Origin of the sequence: Paraburkholderia sp. GAS32, assembly GCF_050434225.1 — a bacterium.
Classification (GTDB): domain Bacteria; phylum Pseudomonadota; class Gammaproteobacteria; order Burkholderiales; family Burkholderiaceae; genus Paraburkholderia; species Paraburkholderia madseniana.
Genome location: NZ_JBNPVS010000014.1, coordinates 68386 through 85340, shown reverse-complemented (window position 1 = coordinate 85340; position 16955 = coordinate 68386). Strand labels below are relative to the sequence as shown.

Here is a 16955-nt window from a genome sequence, read left to right as displayed (position 1 = left end):
GTTTCGAGACAACGGCAACGTGTGCTGACGGATGCGCGAACTGATCGAGGCGCATTCCGGCAGCACACATCGCGGCACAACCTGAAATGATGAGCCGCACGCGTTTTTAACGCCGCTCACGGTGTCGCCTTAACGGGCCTCACCGAAGAAGGTTCTTGCCGACATGGGATGATGGATATTGCTCCCTTCGAACGGCGGGAATTTCTCGAAATCTGCCCGCATCTGATGTCTTACCGGCGAATTCATGGCATGGGTAATCGCCTCGGCGCTATCGAACATCAGCTTGTTACGCTGCATGTAGTGAACCTTGCGCCACGGCATTGCATCAACCCAATCGACCCGTGTGAAAATCTCGATCTCACGCACACCGTCGAAGAACTTCATGATTTGTGGGTGGTGTGCCAGATAGTAAGTGAGCCACTCGTCGAAGTTTTCAGCGTGCCCCGGATAGTGAACCAGGAACTGGCAGGGAAGCGCGCCGTCCGGCACCTTGGCTTCTGGTTCAAGCACCGGATAGGGCCGGCGCGCCATGACCTGCTGTTCGACTGCAGACGGCTTCAGACTTTCGAATTCCGTGCGAGCGATCTGCTGCAGGTGACCGTCGGCGGATATTGCAGCTTCGAGCGCCGCGAGCTTTTCGAAGTCGAGCTGGAACGCGAAAATCGGCGACGGGCCGTCGTTCGTGTAGAAGTCTTTCGCGCTTTGCGGCGTGTACAAGCGTGCGCGGCTCATGGCAGGCGTGGTCCGAATGCAATCGGTGATGGATTGCAAATCCGCGTCGCTAATACGCGCATTCGCGTCGGGGTGCGTAAACGTTACGAGGTAGGAGAATTGCATGATTGTCTGAACGTAGGTGTTGTACGCAGGAAAAGGAACGCCTCGTCATAGGTCGAGCAGACAGGTCTGCAAGCGCTCGAAATCGACGCTCGCAGCCCGGTCAGGCGCAGCCCTGCCCGAATGATCCGCGGCCAGCGCAAGCATCAGCGCAATGCGCAGCTTCGCGGGCGCCAGATCGCCACCGACCAGTATTCCGTCAACCGTAAGAAAACGCTGCACCGGCACCACGCCGCGCGGCGCGCGCGTCGCCTGAACGACCATCACGCCCGCCTGCACAGCGTCCCGCAGAGCGCGCATTTCGCCGGAGGCCGGCCGCCCAGGCGCAAGCCCCGCGCAGACGATGCCACAAGCTCCCGCCGAAACAAAGGCGTCGATCGCCGTGCCGTCGGCGCCCGCATAGGATGTCACGATATCGACCCGCGGCAGCGTGAACGCGCGTGTGGAGGCGTGATCAAGCACCGCAGCAAATGCCGCGCCCCGCTGCCCGTCACGAAACACGCGACGGCGCCACACCACGCTGGCGTCGGCGTCGATCCGACCAAGCGGTCCGTATGGTGGCGCTTCGAATGCAGCAAGCTCGAAACTGGCCGCCTTCGTCACGTCCCGTGCAGCGAAAAACAATCCGCCCATCGTCACCAGCACGCCGGCGCCGCGCGAGGCCGAGGCAGCCGCGAGCGCGACCGCGCCGCGCAGATTCGCCGCGGCGTCGCTGCCTTCTGTGTTGGCGGGCCGCTGCGCGCCGGTCAGCACAACGGGTTGCTCGACGGCCAATACGAGGTCGAGAAACCAGGCGGTCTCCTCAAGCGTCGCCGTACCGTGCGTGACGACAAAGCCCGTCAGCAACGGATCGGCTGCGGCTGTATCGCGAATCAGCGCGGCGAGCTCCAGCCAGTCCTTCGGCGTAATCGCTACACTGCCCAGACTGCGGAACGGAATCGGCACGACGTCGACGTCCGGCGCGAGTTCGCCGAGCCGCGCCAACAGATCGTCGATCGGGTGAATCACGCCGCTGTCGGCATATTCAATCCAGTCGAAGCGGTGGCGGCCATGCATGGCAAAGGTGCCGCCCGTGCCGATCACTGCGATTCGCGGACGCACGGCATCGCGCGACGCAATCCGCGCTTCCATGTCGTCGTGCTTCATGCTTGCAGACGAACGAACAGTTCGTCCCCGACGATTTTCGCCTCGTGGCAGCGCGTATCCCGCGTGATCGGTGCCGACAACGCCTTGCCCGAGCGAACGTCGACGAGACCTGCATGCAGCGGGCATTCGATTTCATGCCCATCGAATTCGCCATCGCTCAGCAGCGCCGCGCCGTGCGTACAGATATCGTCGAGCGCGTGCACATCGCCATCGATCAGGAACAGCCCGACCTTGACGCCCTCCAGTTCGATCCCGCGACACGCGCGCGAGCCGAACACCTGTTCCATCGCCCCCAACCGATACCAGCCGTCGTCTTCACGAACGTAGTCGCCTGCGGACGCCACCTTGATTTCGTGAATCGCGTTCATAGGGCCGCCTTCTGTTGAAGTTTGATGGGTTCATGCATCCGCACAGCGCCGATCAGGTCGGACAGTTTCGATACGCCGTGCCGCTCGCAATACACAGTGAGATCGTGGATCAGGCGCGGCATCGCCGTGGGCGACACGAAGTTAGCCGTGCCGACCTGCACGGCGCGGCAACCGGCCAGCAGGAATTCCAGCGCATCGGCTGCCGTGCCGATGCCGCCGCATCCGATCACCGGAATCTTCACGGCCTGTACGCACTGGTACGCGATACGCAGCATGATCGGGCGGGTTGCCGCGCCGGTCAGTCCGCCCATCACGTTCGCGACACGCGGCCGGAACGTTTCGACGTCGATCGCCATCGCCAGAATCGCGTTGCTGACGACGAGCGCATCCGCGCCCGCCTCTTCCGCGGCCAGCGCGACTTCGACCACATTGCCCGCATTCGGCGTCATCTTCGCCCAGACCGGCAGGCCGCATGCTTCCTTCATCGCCTTGACGACCTGATACGTTGCCTCCGGATCCATGCCGAACGCACGGCCATCCTTTTTCAGATTCGGGCACGATACATTCGCCTCGATCGCGGCCACGCCCGGCACCGCGATTTTCGCGGCCAGCGTGCCGAACTCCTCGATCGTGTTCGCCGAGATGCTTGCGACCAGCGGTGGGGTGTAGCGGCGATAGAACGGAACAGTCTGCTCGATGTAGTAATCACTGCCCTTGCTCGGAATGCCGATCGAAAACAGCGTGGCATCGCGAAACTCGGCGACGCGCGGCGGCGGCACGCCTTCGCGGACATCCTGCGTGATCGTCTTCGTGACAATCGCGCCGAGCCAGTCGAGGTCGAACACCCGCGACGTGCCTTCCGCGAAAGTGCCGGACGCGGGCATGACCGGATTGGCAAGCGTGAGCGAGCCGATCTTGACGCTGAGGTCTACCATGATGTCGTTTCCTGAAGATCGAAGACAGGACCGTCCCAGCACACGCGGCGATAGGTCAGTTCGTCGGAACCGGCGGACTTGCGAAACGGGCGCACGCACGCATAGCACGCGCCGATCGCGCAGCCCATGTGCTGCTCAAGCGCGATCTGTCCAAGAATCCGCAATTCCGCTGCAACGCGTTGAAGCATCGACAGCAAGCGGTTCGACCCGCACGTCGTCGCAAAGGTGATAGGCCGGGACGCGTGGAGGCGACGGATCAGGTGCTCGACCTGAACCACGTCGCTGGTCTGGTCGTCGTCAGTGACGATGACGATGTCGGCCCCTGCGTCGCGCAAATAGTCCGCCGACATCACCAGCGACGGACTGCGCGCACTCAGCAAGGCGGTCACGTGGGCGCCTGCCGCAATCGCTTCTTGCGCAAGCGGCGCCATCGTCGCGAGGCCGACACCGCGCGCCAGCAGCAGCACGTGAGCCGCTCCGGTTGTCGCAGGAAGATCGAAGCCCTTGCCGAGCGGACCGAGCGCGTCGAGCGTGTCGCCCCTGTTCAGTTGCGCGAGGCCGCGCGTGCCGACGCCCTGCACCTTGTAAAGAAACTCGATGCGCTGATTGTCCGGCGCTACGCGATAGATACTCATAGGCCGCCGCAAATACGGCACTTCATCATTCGAAGGCGGACACGCCAGATGGAAAAACTGCCCGGCGCGCGCGGTCAGCGCGAGATCAGGCGCGCTCAACACGAGATGCTTGTATTCCGGATTCACCCACTCGTTCGAACGCACGACACACTGGTTCTCCGCAATCGACGGCATCCGGCTGCACGTCGGATCTGCAGCGGATGCTGCGTCGTCGCGATGCGCGCACAGCGGAACCACCTTGCCTGTTGCACGCGTTTCGTTGGTGCAATGGCCGCCCGTTGTTCGCGCGTCGTTGTCCGATGCCGGGTTCCCCGCCGCGCAGGCGTCTGTCTGTAAGCTTGTCATGTTTCTTCCGTTGTATCCTGTCGAATCAATGTCCTTTGTTCGCTCACTCGTTTCGCATTCAGCGATGCGAAGTCGCTCGCGAGCGGGAACGGCTGCGCGCCGGGCTCTAGCATGTGAAGCTGCGTAAATCGCATTTCCCGCACCAGCCACTCGCCCGACGCTTCGCGCACGTACTTCTCTTCGGTGACGGCGCCGAGCATCACGGCGCGTGCGTCATCGTCGCGCAGGGCCAGTTGCCACAAGCGCCAGGTGCCGACCGCGTTGCGGGTGTCGATGAATGTGAGCGTTTCGCTGACGTAGTAGTGCATCGCGAACAGCCATGGCGATCGTTGAAACCAGTCGGCCAATTTCTCGCGGCCCACCAGGTTGTCACCGAATCCGGAGCCACCGACCCACACCGCCGTTTCGGTGAAGCATTCCGCCTGTTGACGCGCGATCTCGCGCATCACTTCGTCGGGTTGGCGCTGATAGTCGGCGGTGTATTTGGCGTCGGCTAACGCTGCGTAACGCGCTTTCAGCGCGCGTATTGCATCGATCGCTTCGAGCCGCGCCACGCGCGCTTCGAGCGATGCGGTATCTCCCACCACGGTTTTCTCGATTGGGCTGTTCATTGTCAAACCAGCTCCTTCAGCGAAATCAGCGCGTTGCCAAGCTGTTGTGGATCGATCCGCTTGCGTGATTTGACAAGCGCTTCCAGATGGCGCCGGTCGCGGCTCTGGTTGATCGTGACGCCGGCGCTCACGCAGCCGTCACGCAGCGATATGACGGTCGCGCTCGCCGCATTCAGATCGCCGCGTACAACGGTCGCATCGTTAGCCTCGGGCAAACCGGTCACCTGAATCGCGTGACCGAGCTGATCGGTCCACATCCACGGCGTTTCCCGATACGGCTGCGTGCGCCCCATGATGATTTCCGCGACGGCGCGTGCCTGGTTCTCCGCGTTGCGCCAGGTTTCCTGGCGCAGATGAAGACCGGCGTCACTGTCGAGCGTGCAGGCGACGTCGCCGGCCGCGTATAGCCATGGCAATTGCGGGCTTCGGCAGAACGCGTCCACGGTGATACCGCGCGCATCAGACAGGCCTGTGTGCTTCAGAAAGCGCGGATTACAATCGACGCCGATCGCGATCAGCACGCAATCCGCGTCGACGCCAATCGGCACGCCGTTGCGTGTGGCATCGACTCGCAGCCGGTGCACATTCGTCTGTTGCCGTTCCGCCGCCACGATCCGCTCGACGCTGACGCCCGTATGCAACTCGACGCCTCGCGCGATGTGCTGCTGCGCGAGCCAACCGGCCACGAGCGGCGGCAGGCAGCGATTCATGATGCCGTTGCCCGCTTCGAGTACGGTAACGGGCACGCCGAGCGCGATCGCAGTCGACGCGACTTCCATCCCGATCACGCCCGCACCGATAATCGCAAGCCGTCGGCCACCGGCGAGCGACTCCTTCAGCGCAAGGCAGTCGTCAAGTGTTCTGAGCACGTGTACGCCCGGCATTGCTGCGGTCATGAAAGCGGGACGTCGCGCCTCGCCGCCCGTGGCAACGACCATCAGATCGAAATCGACGCTGCGTCCGTTGTCCAGTTGCACGCGTCGTGCGTCGATATCGAGCGAATCGGCGCACGCGTGAATCCGTTCGATACTCGCAGCCGACAACGCGTCTACCGACCAGAATTCTGCAGGCGCCAGCGCGAGGCTTTCCTGCGGGCTCGTGCCGAGTAGCAAATCCTTGGACAGCGCCGGACGCTCATAAGGCGCATGCGCTTCCGCGCCAATCAGCGTGACGCGGCCGGTGTGCCCGAGCGCGCGCAGGTGCTGCGCGACACGCCCGCCCGCGTGGCCCGCGCCGACAATCGCGATATGCGACGCAGTCATGGCTGATGCTCCTGATCCACAGCGGTACGCACCGTCACGCGGTACAGCATGCAGCGGTCCGACACACACGTATAGTGGCGTGGCTCGTTGGGCGGAATGAGGATCGCCTCGCCTTCAGACAGGATGTAATGCTCGTGTGCCGCAACGACGTCGACGCGTCCTTCGAGCACCGCACCGACCTCTTCGCCCAGCACGTCTTCGCCGAAGTCGACGGTTTCGTCGCGTGACAGCAGTTGTATTGCGGCGGCCAGCGCGTTTCCGTCCGCGGTCTGCATGGCCGACGACGCAACTGGCTCGGGAACCAGCAGGCACTGCTCGATGCGGGTCACGATGCGTTCTCCCGATCGGCGAGCGGATAATACGGCGTTTCGTCGCCGCTGCCGTATTCAGCGCGCGGCGGTGTCACGACATTGAGCCTCATGCTGACGCCCGCGCCTTCGAAGCGATTCACACCGTAATGGCTCAACCCGGCGGGGATGATCATCGCCTCGCCCGCATTCAGCGGTCGCTCGATCTCTGGGCCGCCCGCGTGCACCTCGAATATCGAACATGCACCGCGCACCTGCAACGACGCTTCCTCACCGTGATCGTGCGCCTTCGCGGGCAGCTCGCGCCCAGCGGCTTCCACAAACTTGATGACGGCAACGCTCATCGTTTGACCGATCATCGTCTTCATATAGAGTCCGTCGGCGACGACCTGCTTGAGACCATCGTCGATTCCAAATATCCGGCACTTCGGCATAGCGCTCTCCTGATCCGAATTAGCACGTCGCGGCGGTTTCAGATGGCCGGACGCATCGTGAACGTTTCATCGGCGACGAACCGGCGCGGATCGTATCCGTCGATCACCGCCGGCTGCTGGTAAAACTCGACGGCCGGCGCGATCTCCGCAAACGAGAGCAACAGGTACATCAACGTTTTCGCTTCCTCCGGCAGGCTGGCGAGTTCGTACTGGTTCAACCATGCGACGACTTCATCGACTTTCGGCAGCATCGCGTCCTTGAACTCGACGATCGCCTCCATGCCGACGGTATGGCGCTGCGTGTTGCGCTGGGTCTCCGTGGGTAGCGCCCAGGTCCCGATAAAACAGGTCAGATCGCTGAACGCTTCGGGCAGCGCGACCGGCACGGTTCGCGCCTCACGCTTTGCCATGACGATGACTTTTTGTTCCATGATCTTCACTCCGTAACCGCTTCGGCTTTGCTGACGGCCGTGTTAACTTCCGCTTCCGCTTCGGCCAGCAGGCGTTCAATGACGTGATAGCTGTGACGAACCAGCAGTTCGTTGTCCTGCAGCACCATGAATTTCTTCACACCCGTTTCCGCAGCACGCTGCGTGCGTTCGAGCGTGCTCAGGTCTTCGAGGAGCACGTCGCGCAGCGCCACCTTCATGTACTCGAGGAAGAAGCGGCCACCTGGCGTCGTCATTTCCGGGTAGTACACGCGCGCTTCGAGCAGCGTCCTGTTGTGCGCGATCGGCCGGAAGTTGTATGCCTGGCAATAGTTGGGCCGCAGCGACAGATAGAAGTCCGGAAACACGACGTTGATGTCGAACAGCCAGCTCGGGCTTTGGGTCCAGTTCACACCTTTGGGCAGTGCGTCGAGCGGAAACGCGTGGCGTGCGCTGCCGATGCCCGCGCGCAACGCCGACGCGGCAATCGGCCGTTTGGAACCGGCATCGGACAGCGCTTCGCTGGCGGCCGCGCCGCCCGACGTAACAGCTTTCGGATTGCCGTAGACCGACTTCTGGTTGCCCGCGAGAGACAGCCGTCGATGCAGATCGCCGCACAGCGCGTCGAGCGGCGGCATGCTTCCCCCCTCGCTCCTGTCAATTGCATCGGCGATCGAATTGCCGTGCACATAGGCGACGTGATACGCCTCCTGGAACGCGTCGAGCGCCAGCTTCCAGTTGCAATCGACCACCGTTTCCCATGCAAAACCGACCGTCATCTTGTCGAACGGATAGCCTTCGATGTCGCCGTACATCGGCTTCATGAAGTCGTCCAGCGACATCTTCGGTTCCGGATCCATGTTGACGAAGATGAAGCCCTGCCACACGTCGCAAGCGACGCGGGTCAGCGCGTAATCCTTGAAATCGATCCCGAAGAAACACTTTTCGTCCGGCACACCCGTCAGGTTGCCGTCGAGGTCGTACGCCCAGCCGTGAAACTTGCAGAAGAACTTGCGCGTGTGGCCGGTCCTGTCATACGCAATCTGGTTGAGCCGGTGCGAACACACGTTGTGCATCGCGCGAATCTGGCCCTGCTTGTTGCGCACCACGATGATTTCAGTGTCGCAAGCGTCCAGTTTTTTAACGAAGTAGTCACCGGCGGCGGGAATCTCCTCCACCCGGCCGACCTGCAGCCAGGTCTTCTTGAAGATATGGGCCTTTTCCCGCTCGTAGTACTCGGCCGAAATGTAAGGCTCGACCGGGATCAACCCCGAGCCGAGATGCGCATACCGCGCAGTGAGCGTGCCTTCCGGGGCGGGTGTCTCGTTCATCAGCAGAAATCCTCAACAGGAAGATGCAAATCGTCTAATAACGAATGTCATTCTGTTTTTGAAAAATTGTGCTGTCAAGTCTTTCCGGCCAAAGGTGTTGAGCGTCGATGTGCGACTCGATCGCTCACGCCGCGAGGACGGTTGCTAGAATGACGAGCGTGCAGGCGGGGATATCGCTCCGGCCCTCTCCGCCAGAATGCGAAAACCAACCGATTCAGGGGATCCAGTGCCGCAGGTAAAAAAAGCAGAAGTACGGGAAGCGATTCTGGCAGCCGCATTTTCGGCGTTCAGCGAGAAGGGCTATTCCGCGACCACGATGACCGAAATCGCGCGCCAGGCCGGCACGACAGTGGCCAATCTCTACGTCTATTTCGATTCGAAACTCATCATCCTGTACGAGCTCTACCAGCCATGGCTGATGAAGCAGCTCGACGCGCTTCGAGCGGAAGTGGTGCTGTTGTCCAATCCGAAGAAAAAGATACGACGAATCCTGACGGGCCTCTGGGCTGACATTCCAGCCTCCGACCAGGCATTCGCGAATGCGCTGATCGACGCGTTGGCAAGCGCGCCGCCGAACATGGGAAAGCCCGTGAAACTGCTCGATTCGGTCGAGGGATTTCTGACCAGGCTGCTGCGCGAATCGCTGCCGCCCGAGCGCGCGGAAGTCGCACGCGACGATCTGATCGCGCATGTGATCTGGATGGCGTTCGACGGCTTCGTCATCAACCATCGGATTGGCGACGTGCGGGATATCGAACGAATCGCCGCTTTGATGACTGATCTGTTGCTGGGCGACACGGATATGAAGGCCCGCTGAACACGGCGTCGCCGGTTCCCGCCGGTGCCGCTCGGAAGCTGTCAGAGGAAAAATAAAAAGACAATTTTGAAATTCTTTGACACGCTCGAATAAAGAATGTCATTCTGTATTTAGGCCGCAACGTCGGCTGCTTTCCGCGCGTGTCCGATTCGAAGCGACGCAACGGCCGCCTGGTGCATCGGTCCTGGCGTCGCATCCGGCCGCCCTGTGTGGACGGATGGCTTTGCACGCAAGCCTGGTCACGAGCTGGAAGCCATAACGTTCTTACCTATGAGCTGTGTCGCTAACCACCTGAGGTGTCTTCAATGGCCGCACTATCCGATAGTTCAGCAAGCCACCCGTTCGATCCACCTGCGCGAACCACCTATCTCGTTCTGATCCTCTGTTTCCTGACGATTGTCGCTGAAGGCTACGACATCGGCGTGATGGGAACGATCGTGCCGTCTCTGCTCGCCGATCGGGCCTGGAAGCTGACGCCGATCGAAATTGGCGCAATGGGCAGCGCCGCGCTGTTCGGCACGCTGTTCGGGTCATATTTCATCAGCGTCGTCAGCGATCTGGTTGGTCGCAAGCGGCTGTTGGTTGGATGCGTCGCGCTGTTTTCGGTGTCGATGCTCGGCGCCGCCTGGTCGCCAACGCCTTTTGCATTTTCAGTCGCGCGGTTTGCCGGCGGACTGGGTCTAGGTGGCGTTATTTCCGCCGCTGCCGCGCTAACGATCGAGTATTCGCCATCCGGGAAACGCAATCTGAACTTTGCGCTGATGTACTCGGGCTATTCGATTGGTGCGCTGCTGTCGGCATTAATCGGGATCGCCTTTCTGGGTTCACATGGATGGCGTTTCGTCGTCGCGCTCGGCGCAAGTCCACTCATTGCGATTCCGTTTCTGCTGTACCTGTTGCCTGAATCGCTCGATTTCCTGATCGCTCGTGGAAAACAGACACAGGCACAAGTTCTCGCCACCAAACTCGGCATCAAGATGTCCGGTCTGGAACGCCTCCCGAAAGACACGCTGCCCAAGCCTTCGATCAGCGCCGTATTTGGCGAAGTGTTCTCGAAACAGAATCGATGGGCGACGGTCAGTCTCTGGATCGCGCAGATCGCTGCCGTCCTCGTGATCTATGGATTGGGGACATGGCTGCCACAGTTGATGCGCAAACTGGGCTACGACCTCGGCCCGAGCCTGTCTTTTCTCGCTGTCTTCATGTTGTCGTCCGCAATTGGCGGAATCCTGATCGGCCGAATCAGCGACCGCCTGGGCGTGCGCAAAACCATCTGTGGCGGATACGTGATCGGCGCCCTGGCAATCTCGGGGCTCGCAATCAAGAGCAGTCTCGCCGTCAACTACATCCTGGTCGCGCTGGCTGGTTTCGGAAGCATCGGCGTCGCGATGGTTCAGCTCGGCTTCATCGCCAACTACTACCGCGCTCATGCAAGGGCGAGCGCAACGGGGTGGGCCGTGGGCATCGGCCGCTTCGGCGCAATGAGCGGTCCGATGGTGGGCGCCTATCTGGCGGCACAAGGCGTCGACGTCAAGTGGAATTTCTTCGCCTTCGCGGGATCGGCGCTCGTCGCGGCCATCGCCATCGCACTGACACGCAGTCCTGAGCGCAGCCACTCGTTTCTGAACTCGATGCGAGTTCCTGTCGAAAACTAATTTTTAAAAACAACAATATATTTAGGTATACAAATCAATAATATTGACAACGGGAATTTACGATGCATTCTACGAATAAAGTAGTCGATATCTGCTTGCGATACGCGAAGCTGGCGTTGGCCGCAGGCATCCTGGCAATGCCCTGCTTTGCGTCTGCCCAGTCGAGCGTCACGCTTTACGGCAGCCTCGACGCCGGGATTGGCTACAACAGCAATATCGGGGGCAAGCAACAGTGGGAAGCGACCTCCGGCAACAGTCAGCCGGACCAATGGGGCCTGCTCGGCAAGGAAGATCTGGGCGGCGGGCTGAAAACAGGCTTCCAACTGGAAAAGGCTCTGGTGCAAATAGCGCGGGGGCAAATCGGTTAAGGTGTCGGTCTGAACGAATTGAGAACCGCCGATGAGCAAGTTGAAGAGTCTGGACGAACTGTTCGCGGGCCGTCATTTTGACCGCGATGTGATCATTCTGTGTGTTCGCTGGTACCTGCGCTACAAGCTTAGCCTGCGCGATTTGGTCGAAATGATGGCGGAGCTGGGTCTGTCGCTGGCGCACACGACGATTCTGCGCTGGGTGCGGCGCTTTGCGCCGGAATTCGTCAAACGGTGGAACCGCTTTGGCAGGCCCACCGGCCAGTCGTGGCGTGTCGACGAGACTTACCGTACGCCCAGCCAACGTAGCCCGCCCACACGGGGGTGAAGTTGCTTGAGCATGTTTGGAATGCAGGACCCGGTGGATTTGAAGTTGCGGTACCGGGGCATGCCCTTTCTCTGCTGCGAGAGAAAGTGAGCCGAAGCGGCGGTGACTTGCTGGACACTGGCAAGGTGACGAAGTCCGTGGGAAACGGAGCTTGCGGCGAAGCGGTTACGCCAAGATGAGCTTCCAGGCTGAGCATGGGACGGTTGAGGGACACGAACCTATTGAAACGCATCTGAGGGTTGAATCGTCACCCCTGCCTACACCGCTTAAGAGGCAGGACGCGGATCGGCGTCGGTCACAGGTATGGACTGGTGCCGCGAATGCTGGCTGGAGATGTATGCCGGCCAGTTGGAATCACGGAGAGCGCGCAGCTAGGCCGTGGTGTCTGCGACGACTTGCGGCAAGCAAGGATAAAGACTGCGATAGGCAACCTCGCCCGTGCGTTGAGTCCGGCATGTGAACTGGGGAAGGCTTGCATAGATGTCAAGGGAGTGTGCCCCCGATGATATGCAGGCTGGCGGAGCCTCCGTAGTAGTCCGAGGTCGGGAAAACCGGCTACATGGCGAAGGGAGGCAGTTGAAGTGGTTTGCTGGGTTGATTAACTGACCACAGTGAGGTGAAGACCTTTGATAATCAGTGAAATGCAAAGCAAACTGGCGACGTGGTCGACGGAGGACAAAGAACGCAAGTTTGACCGCCTTCTGAGACTGATTGCCGACAGGGTTTGGCTGAGCGAAGCGGCTCGCATTACGCTGGCCTCCAGCGGGGCTCGCACGCCAGGCGTGGACGGTGTTAGCAAGCGCATGATGGAGGAGAATCTCCAGCATGAATTGACGACGATACGCGACGAACTGTTGGCGGGCTCGTACAGTCCGCTACCGGCGCGCCGCGTGTACATCCCGAAAGCGAACGGCAAGCTCAGGCCACTCGGCATCCCGACGGTGATCTCATAATGCACCTCTCACAGTTGAGTGTTGGAATGTTGCCGCTGTAGATGCCCTGAAGTTCGCACCCAATCCTTTAGTTGCCGTTCCTTGGCGGTATCCAGCGCGACCCACCACGGGCCCCGCCCATCAAGCTTGCGGGCCTGGACTACCTGGCGCTCGATCCAGTAATACACGACGTGTGGACTGACATGCAGCCGATGAGCGAGCTGCTGTACCGTGAGCTCGTCCGGCCGCTTGAAGCAGGTTACTTCAATTCGATACCGGTAGCGGATCCATTTGACCATTTCAAGCGTGAACGATTTGCCAGTAGAACTGCGTAAACCTTCCTGATTGAGGTGTGCCACGATTTGCCGGTCAGGCAGATGCTGCGATAGTTCGCGCACCCGCTCGACGAACGCGGCGGGGTAACGCATCGCATCGGCAGCCGGCTTGGGCAAGTCCACGGTGATATCAGTACACGCGCTGCCCTGCCAGCGGATATGCAGCACCGCTTGTCTCGTGGCGGACCGTCTCTCGACCGTGATGTCCCGGATGAGCAGTCGCAACATGCGCTTGCGATCCTTCGCTGATGTGGTCGGCGCCCGCCAGAGGTGCGGCAGATTGCGCGCTAGCGCGAGGACCTGAGCTTTCTGTTCGGACGTGGCGACGAGTGCCTTCTGGCTCCGGAACCGGGCGGCTTCCGTCCTGATCGCCTCAAGGTGAAGCATCGCGTCATTCCAGCGCCGCTCGAGGGTACCCGCGACCAGACGGTTGGCCGGGTCGCATTCCTGGTAGCGACGTTCAGCGAGTGCGACCTCATACTCGGCGCGTTCGATGCGCATGTGCCACTGGCGCATGATGGCATGATCGCGTTGCTCGAGTTCGCTCAGGGCGGTCACGGCGAGCTCGAGTTCGGCTGGCTGCAGGGCGGTGAATACCGCCTCGCCAATTGCGTTGTCAAGTAGTTCGCTGCGCATGCTCATGCAATCGGTGGTCGCCAGCCCCTCGCGGCGGCGAGCACTGCATAAGTACAATGGATAAAGGCCGCCGTTACCTTGGTAGCGAACGGTCAACGCCCGACCACAGCAGCCGCATATCAGCAGTCCCTGAAGCAGCGCCAATCCTTCACGCGCCGCACCACTGAGCACGGTACCTTCGCCGTTGGTCCTGTTGTGCGCCAGGCGGTCCTGGTTGCGCTCAAATTCCTCCGGGGTGATATATCCATCATGATGGTCTGGCAGATGAACACGCCACTCTGCCTTCGGAACCGGCTGCACGCGCTTATGGACCTCTCCCTGTGGTGTGATGCGCTGCCGATACTGGTATCGTCCAAAAACATAGATGCCGGCATAGGAAGGATTCCGTATCAAACCGAGAACACGTTCGTGACTCAGGCGCCCCCAGATGAGTCGACCCGCCCATGCACCTCCATAAGCGCGCTTGGGAAAGCGCAGGCCCTCTTCGGCAAAGCGCTTGACAACCGCGTATGCGCTGCCGGTCTCCTGAAACAGACGAAATGCCAGTTGCACGGCACCGCGTACCTCGTCATCGGGATCCAGGACGATGCGTCCTTGATCGTCGTAGCACAGGCCAACCGGGAGCGGAAACCGCAATTCACCCTTCTGCGCCTTGTTGAGCTTACCGCCCTGGAGGCGCCCGCGCAAAAAATGGAGTTCGGCCTGCGCCATCGTTCCTTTGAGACCGAGAAGCAGGCCGTCGTTGAAGTCGCCCGGGTCGTAGCAACCATCGGCGTCGATCACGAGAGTATGAGTAAGCGCACACAGTTCGAGCAGGCGATGCCAGTCCAGGTTCGAGCGCGCCAGGCGCGACACTTCCAGTGCAAACACTGCACCCACTTGCCCCATCGAGACATCCGCCACCAGCGTCTTGAAGTCCTCGCGGCCCGTCATCTGCGCCCCCGACTGACCGAGATCCCGGTCCAGCGTACGGATCGCCGTTTCCGTCCAACCCAATGCCAGCGCCTTGTCCTTCAACGCATATTGGCGCTCGGTGCTCTCCTGATGGTGTCGCACCTGGGCCAGTGTCGACTGCCGGATATAAATGTACGCCGGCTTGCTTTGATGTTGGGGGGTGATCTTGGTGTTCATCGAAGGCCTCCTCGGTCAGCTCCAGCGCGGGCTCGGCGGTGAGCCAGGCCTCGAGCATGTTGGCGATGAGTACGCCGGCCGATTGCGGATCGATGAAATTGGCGAGCGACAGCGACGGCTGGCTCACCGGCGCCCCTCAGAGCGCCTCGCGGCGGCGCAATAGTTCGCGGTTGATCTCGCAGATCTCCTCGATGATCTCGCGAACGCGGTGATAGTTCGCCAGGTGCTCGGCGACGTTGGTGTAATCGGCTTGCGGCACGTAGTCCATTTGCGGCCGGCGGCCGGGAAAGCTCACGGATAGGTAGTACTTGGGGCCATGGCCGGGGCCGTCTGCACACTTGCAACCCGGTTTGCCGCAGCGCTTGTAGCGCTCGATGAGAGAGCCGCGCAAGAGCGTCTCTAACGCCGGCATTTGCTTCAGCAATTGCGCGCGGCGTCTGCGCAAAGTGGACGAAGGAATATCTTCCATTGGCGGACCACGTTGAAAACTGGTCTGATAATAGGACAAGGAGATGCATTGATCAAGCTCCTTTGTTCGACGACTTCCTGGATGGGGCAAGCTGGTCGATCAACGTGACCAGCTCCAACAACATGCCCAGATCGAAGCAGCACACGGGCGCGATGGCGTCGTCGTGGACAGTCGGTGTGCCCCAGTCGGTCCATTCGCGCGCAATGCTAAAGCTGCCGCGTTCTGTATCGCGCAGAAGCAATGTCTCGGTGCCTGCGACGCGGCGCTCCTTCAGAACGGGAAAGCGTTGGCCCCTGAGGGGATGGAACGGGTGACGAATCTCAGCCCATCCCAAATGCTCGTTGAGCACTTGTGCAGTTCGCGCTGACCGTCCCGAGTCTGCGGGATAGAATTGTTCAACGGGCCATGCTGATGGCGATGGAGCCGATCTGGGAGAGTGATTTCCACCCGGCTTCACATGGCTTTAGACCGGCCCGCAGCGTACATCACGCTGTGCGCATGGTGAGACTTCAGTTAACGGCTGCAGATGAGCAGAGTGCTGCGGGACGCTGGGTCATCGAGGGCGACCTCGCCAGCTACTTCGACACCGTTCATCATCGCCTGCTACTGAAGGGGATCCGCAAGCGCATCGCCGACCAGCGCTTCCTTGCCCTGCTCTGGAAGTTCATCAAGGCGGGATGCGTTGATCATGGTCTATTCCGTGCCGCGAGTGAAGGTGTTCCTCAAGGCGGAGTTATCTCGCCTCTGCTGTCCAACATCATGTTGCATGAGTTTGATGCGTGGATGGAAACGAACTTCCTGAACAAGAAGGTACGCAAGGACCGGTGGGCGTGGAACTTCGCTATCCTCAAACAGCGGCCCATCGCTGTGCGAGAAAATCGGCAGTGGAAACCGGCAGTATCCTACTGTCGTTATGCGGATGACTTTGTGGTGGTCGTCAAAGGAACCCGAGCGCATGCCGAAGTAGTACGCGAAGCATGTCGGGAATTCCTCGAAGGCAAGCTGAAGCTCACGCTGAATATGGAGAAGACCCATATCACGCATGTGAATGACGGTTTCGTCTTCCTCGGCCACCGCATCATTCGCAAGCGCGGACCACGCGGCAGCATGCGACCTGTGACGACAATTCCGTGGGAGAAGTATCGGGGCTTTGCCGAGCGGCTGGTCAGACAACTGTCAGGAAATTACAGCATGAACCGGATGGATATGGTGGAAAGCCTGAATCGGCAACTGACGGGATGGGCAACCTTCTACCAGTACACCGACTACACGGCGACCCTGTTTAGCAGGCTGGACCGAACCGTCTTCTGGAAGCTGGGATATTGGCTTGCGCACAAGTACCGGCGTGGCTTCCGGTCGCTAATGCGCGATCATATCCGGGCCCCTGAACCAGGGAGGGCCACGACATGGGTGCTGCAAGGCCGGGATAGTCGGGGTCGGTACGGTGAAGTGGCGCTTCGGCGCCTCGTCACCAGCCGCAAGGGTCGATTCACCTGGCGAACCCCCATGGAAAATCCGTACATATTGCGCGATGAGACACGCCGCACCATCGAGTCGCGCTACGCTGATGTTGCCTTTGCTATGAGCGACACCTCAATGGAGAGCCGGATGCGCTGAGAGGTGCACGTCCGGTTCGGGGAGGAGAAA

At 60.7% G+C, this 16955-nt stretch carries 18 protein-coding genes and 2 pseudogenes; 6 read left to right on the top strand and 14 right to left on the bottom strand.

From position 1 onward, the window contains the following. Positions 1–129 precede the first annotated feature (129 nt). From P3T25_RS18695 to P3T25_RS18645, 11 genes are read right to left on the bottom strand one after another with little or no spacing between them, the layout of a single operon-like run. Positions 130–837, bottom strand: a complete 708-nt coding sequence (locus P3T25_RS18695; RefSeq protein ID WP_429358622.1) for a hypothetical protein — start codon at positions 835–837, stop codon at positions 130–132. Positions 838–882: 45 nt separating this feature from the next. Next, positions 883–1980, bottom strand: a complete 1098-nt coding sequence (locus tag P3T25_RS18690; RefSeq protein ID WP_429358621.1) for an asparaginase — start codon at positions 1978–1980, stop codon at positions 883–885. Then, the gene (locus P3T25_RS18685; RefSeq protein ID WP_429358620.1) at positions 1977–2348 is read right to left on the bottom strand and encodes a non-heme iron oxygenase ferredoxin subunit; all 372 of its coding nucleotides are present in this window, start codon (positions 2346–2348) and stop codon (positions 1977–1979) included. Before P3T25_RS18685 ends, P3T25_RS18690 begins: the two co-directional genes overlap by 4 nt. Beyond that, positions 2345–3283, bottom strand: coding sequence for a dihydroorotate dehydrogenase (locus P3T25_RS18680; protein ID WP_429358619.1), 939 nt, complete (start codon positions 3281–3283; stop codon positions 2345–2347). The genes P3T25_RS18685 and P3T25_RS18680 overlap by 4 nt, the downstream gene beginning before the upstream one ends. After that, positions 3277–4263 (bottom strand): dihydroorotate dehydrogenase electron transfer subunit, encoded by a 987-nt coding sequence (locus P3T25_RS18675; RefSeq protein ID WP_429358618.1) that lies wholly within the window; start codon positions 4261–4263, stop codon positions 3277–3279. The genes P3T25_RS18680 and P3T25_RS18675 overlap by 7 nt, the downstream gene beginning before the upstream one ends. Next, on the bottom strand, positions 4260–4874 hold the full coding sequence (locus tag P3T25_RS18670; protein WP_429358617.1) for a nuclear transport factor 2 family protein: 615 nt from the start codon (positions 4872–4874) through the stop codon (positions 4260–4262). Before P3T25_RS18670 ends, P3T25_RS18675 begins: the two co-directional genes overlap by 4 nt. Positions 4875–4876: 2 nt before the next feature. Further along, positions 4877–6136: an NAD(P)/FAD-dependent oxidoreductase gene (locus P3T25_RS18665; RefSeq protein WP_429358616.1), complete on the bottom strand. Its 1260-nt coding sequence runs from the start codon at positions 6134–6136 to the stop codon at positions 4877–4879. Next, on the bottom strand, positions 6133–6465 hold the full coding sequence (locus P3T25_RS18660; RefSeq protein WP_429358615.1) for a cupin domain-containing protein: 333 nt from the start codon (positions 6463–6465) through the stop codon (positions 6133–6135). Before P3T25_RS18660 ends, P3T25_RS18665 begins: the two co-directional genes overlap by 4 nt. Continuing rightward, positions 6462–6878, bottom strand: a complete 417-nt coding sequence (locus tag P3T25_RS18655) for a cupin (protein WP_429358614.1) — start codon at positions 6876–6878, stop codon at positions 6462–6464. The genes P3T25_RS18660 and P3T25_RS18655 overlap by 4 nt, the downstream gene beginning before the upstream one ends. Before the next feature lie 38 nt (positions 6879–6916). Then, positions 6917–7309 (bottom strand): hypothetical protein, encoded by a 393-nt coding sequence (locus P3T25_RS18650; RefSeq protein WP_429358613.1) that lies wholly within the window; start codon positions 7307–7309, stop codon positions 6917–6919. Positions 7310–7314: 5 nt separating this feature from the next. After that, positions 7315–8637 (bottom strand): aromatic ring-hydroxylating oxygenase subunit alpha, encoded by a 1323-nt coding sequence (locus P3T25_RS18645; RefSeq protein ID WP_429358612.1) that lies wholly within the window; start codon positions 8635–8637, stop codon positions 7315–7317. 226 nt (positions 8638–8863) lie between these two features. Between P3T25_RS18645 and P3T25_RS18640 the strand changes: the two genes are divergently transcribed. From P3T25_RS18640 to P3T25_RS18620, 5 genes and pseudogenes are all read left to right on the top strand, one after another. Then, entirely contained in the window at positions 8864–9454 is a 591-nt protein-coding gene (locus tag P3T25_RS18640) for a TetR/AcrR family transcriptional regulator (RefSeq protein WP_429358611.1), read from the top strand. A 305-nt stretch (positions 9455–9759) separates the two neighbouring features. Further along, positions 9760–11109 carry an MFS transporter gene (locus P3T25_RS18635; RefSeq protein WP_429358610.1) on the top strand — a complete coding sequence of 450 codons (1350 nt, stop codon included), beginning with the start codon at positions 9760–9762 and terminating at the stop codon, positions 11107–11109. A gap of 62 nt (positions 11110–11171) precedes the next feature. Continuing rightward, positions 11172–11438, top strand: a pseudogene (locus tag P3T25_RS18630) (porin); the annotation flags it as partial. Positions 11439–11508: 70 nt separating this feature from the next. Beyond that, positions 11509–11766, top strand: a pseudogene (locus P3T25_RS18625) (IS6 family transposase); the annotation flags it as partial. Positions 11767–12446: 680 nt separating this feature from the next. Further along, the gene (locus tag P3T25_RS18620) at positions 12447–12758 is read left to right on the top strand and encodes a hypothetical protein (protein ID WP_429358609.1); all 312 of its coding nucleotides are present in this window, start codon (positions 12447–12449) and stop codon (positions 12756–12758) included. A gap of 8 nt (positions 12759–12766) precedes the next feature. Here P3T25_RS18620 and P3T25_RS18615 read toward each other — a convergent pair whose 3' ends face one another. From P3T25_RS18615 to P3T25_RS18605, 3 genes are all read right to left on the bottom strand, one after another. Next, entirely contained in the window at positions 12767–14839 is a 2073-nt protein-coding gene (locus tag P3T25_RS18615) for a recombinase family protein (protein ID WP_408519086.1), read from the bottom strand. A gap of 136 nt (positions 14840–14975) precedes the next feature. Further along, the gene (locus tag P3T25_RS18610; RefSeq protein ID WP_408243326.1) at positions 14976–15308 is read right to left on the bottom strand and encodes a DUF6788 family protein; all 333 of its coding nucleotides are present in this window, start codon (positions 15306–15308) and stop codon (positions 14976–14978) included. Positions 15309–15360: 52 nt separating this feature from the next. Further along, entirely contained in the window at positions 15361–15657 is a 297-nt protein-coding gene (locus P3T25_RS18605; protein ID WP_429358608.1) for a Y4bD/Y4pK family protein, read from the bottom strand. Positions 15658–15659: 2 nt separating this feature from the next. Between P3T25_RS18605 and P3T25_RS18600 the strand changes: the two genes are divergently transcribed. Further along, entirely contained in the window at positions 15660–16925 is a 1266-nt protein-coding gene (locus P3T25_RS18600) for a reverse transcriptase domain-containing protein (protein WP_429358607.1), read from the top strand. The last annotated feature ends 30 nt before the right edge of the window (positions 16926–16955 follow it).

What these genes read in the sequence shown, in the direction of transcription:
- P3T25_RS18695 (WP_429358622.1), bottom strand. Translation starts at nt 837, where the DNA reads ATGCAATTCTCCTACCTCGTAACGTTTACGCACCCCGACGCGAATGCG.
- P3T25_RS18610 (WP_408243326.1), bottom strand. Translation starts at nt 15,308, where the DNA reads ATGGAAGATATTCCTTCGTCCACTTTGCGCAGACGCCGCGCGCAATTG.
- P3T25_RS18655 (WP_429358614.1), bottom strand. Translation starts at nt 6,878, where the DNA reads ATGCCGAAGTGCCGGATATTTGGAATCGACGATGGTCTCAAGCAGGTC.
- P3T25_RS18635 (WP_429358610.1), top strand. Translation starts at nt 9,760, where the DNA reads ATGGCCGCACTATCCGATAGTTCAGCAAGCCACCCGTTCGATCCACCT.
- P3T25_RS18615 (WP_408519086.1), bottom strand. Translation starts at nt 14,839, where the DNA reads ATGAACACCAAGATCACCCCCCAACATCAAAGCAAGCCGGCGTACATT.
- P3T25_RS18620 (WP_429358609.1), top strand. Translation starts at nt 12,447, where the DNA reads ATGCAAAGCAAACTGGCGACGTGGTCGACGGAGGACAAAGAACGCAAG.
- P3T25_RS18685 (WP_429358620.1), bottom strand. Translation starts at nt 2,348, where the DNA reads ATGAACGCGATTCACGAAATCAAGGTGGCGTCCGCAGGCGACTACGTT.
- P3T25_RS18645 (WP_429358612.1), bottom strand. Translation starts at nt 8,637, where the DNA reads ATGAACGAGACACCCGCCCCGGAAGGCACGCTCACTGCGCGGTATGCG.
- P3T25_RS18690 (WP_429358621.1), bottom strand. Translation starts at nt 1,980, where the DNA reads ATGAAGCACGACGACATGGAAGCGCGGATTGCGTCGCGCGATGCCGTG.
- P3T25_RS18675 (WP_429358618.1), bottom strand. Translation starts at nt 4,263, where the DNA reads ATGACAAGCTTACAGACAGACGCCTGCGCGGCGGGGAACCCGGCATCG.
- P3T25_RS18650 (WP_429358613.1), bottom strand. Translation starts at nt 7,309, where the DNA reads ATGGAACAAAAAGTCATCGTCATGGCAAAGCGTGAGGCGCGAACCGTG.
- P3T25_RS18665 (WP_429358616.1), bottom strand. Translation starts at nt 6,136, where the DNA reads ATGACTGCGTCGCATATCGCGATTGTCGGCGCGGGCCACGCGGGCGGG.
- P3T25_RS18670 (WP_429358617.1), bottom strand. Translation starts at nt 4,874, where the DNA reads ATGAACAGCCCAATCGAGAAAACCGTGGTGGGAGATACCGCATCGCTC.
- P3T25_RS18680 (WP_429358619.1), bottom strand. Translation starts at nt 3,283, where the DNA reads ATGGTAGACCTCAGCGTCAAGATCGGCTCGCTCACGCTTGCCAATCCG.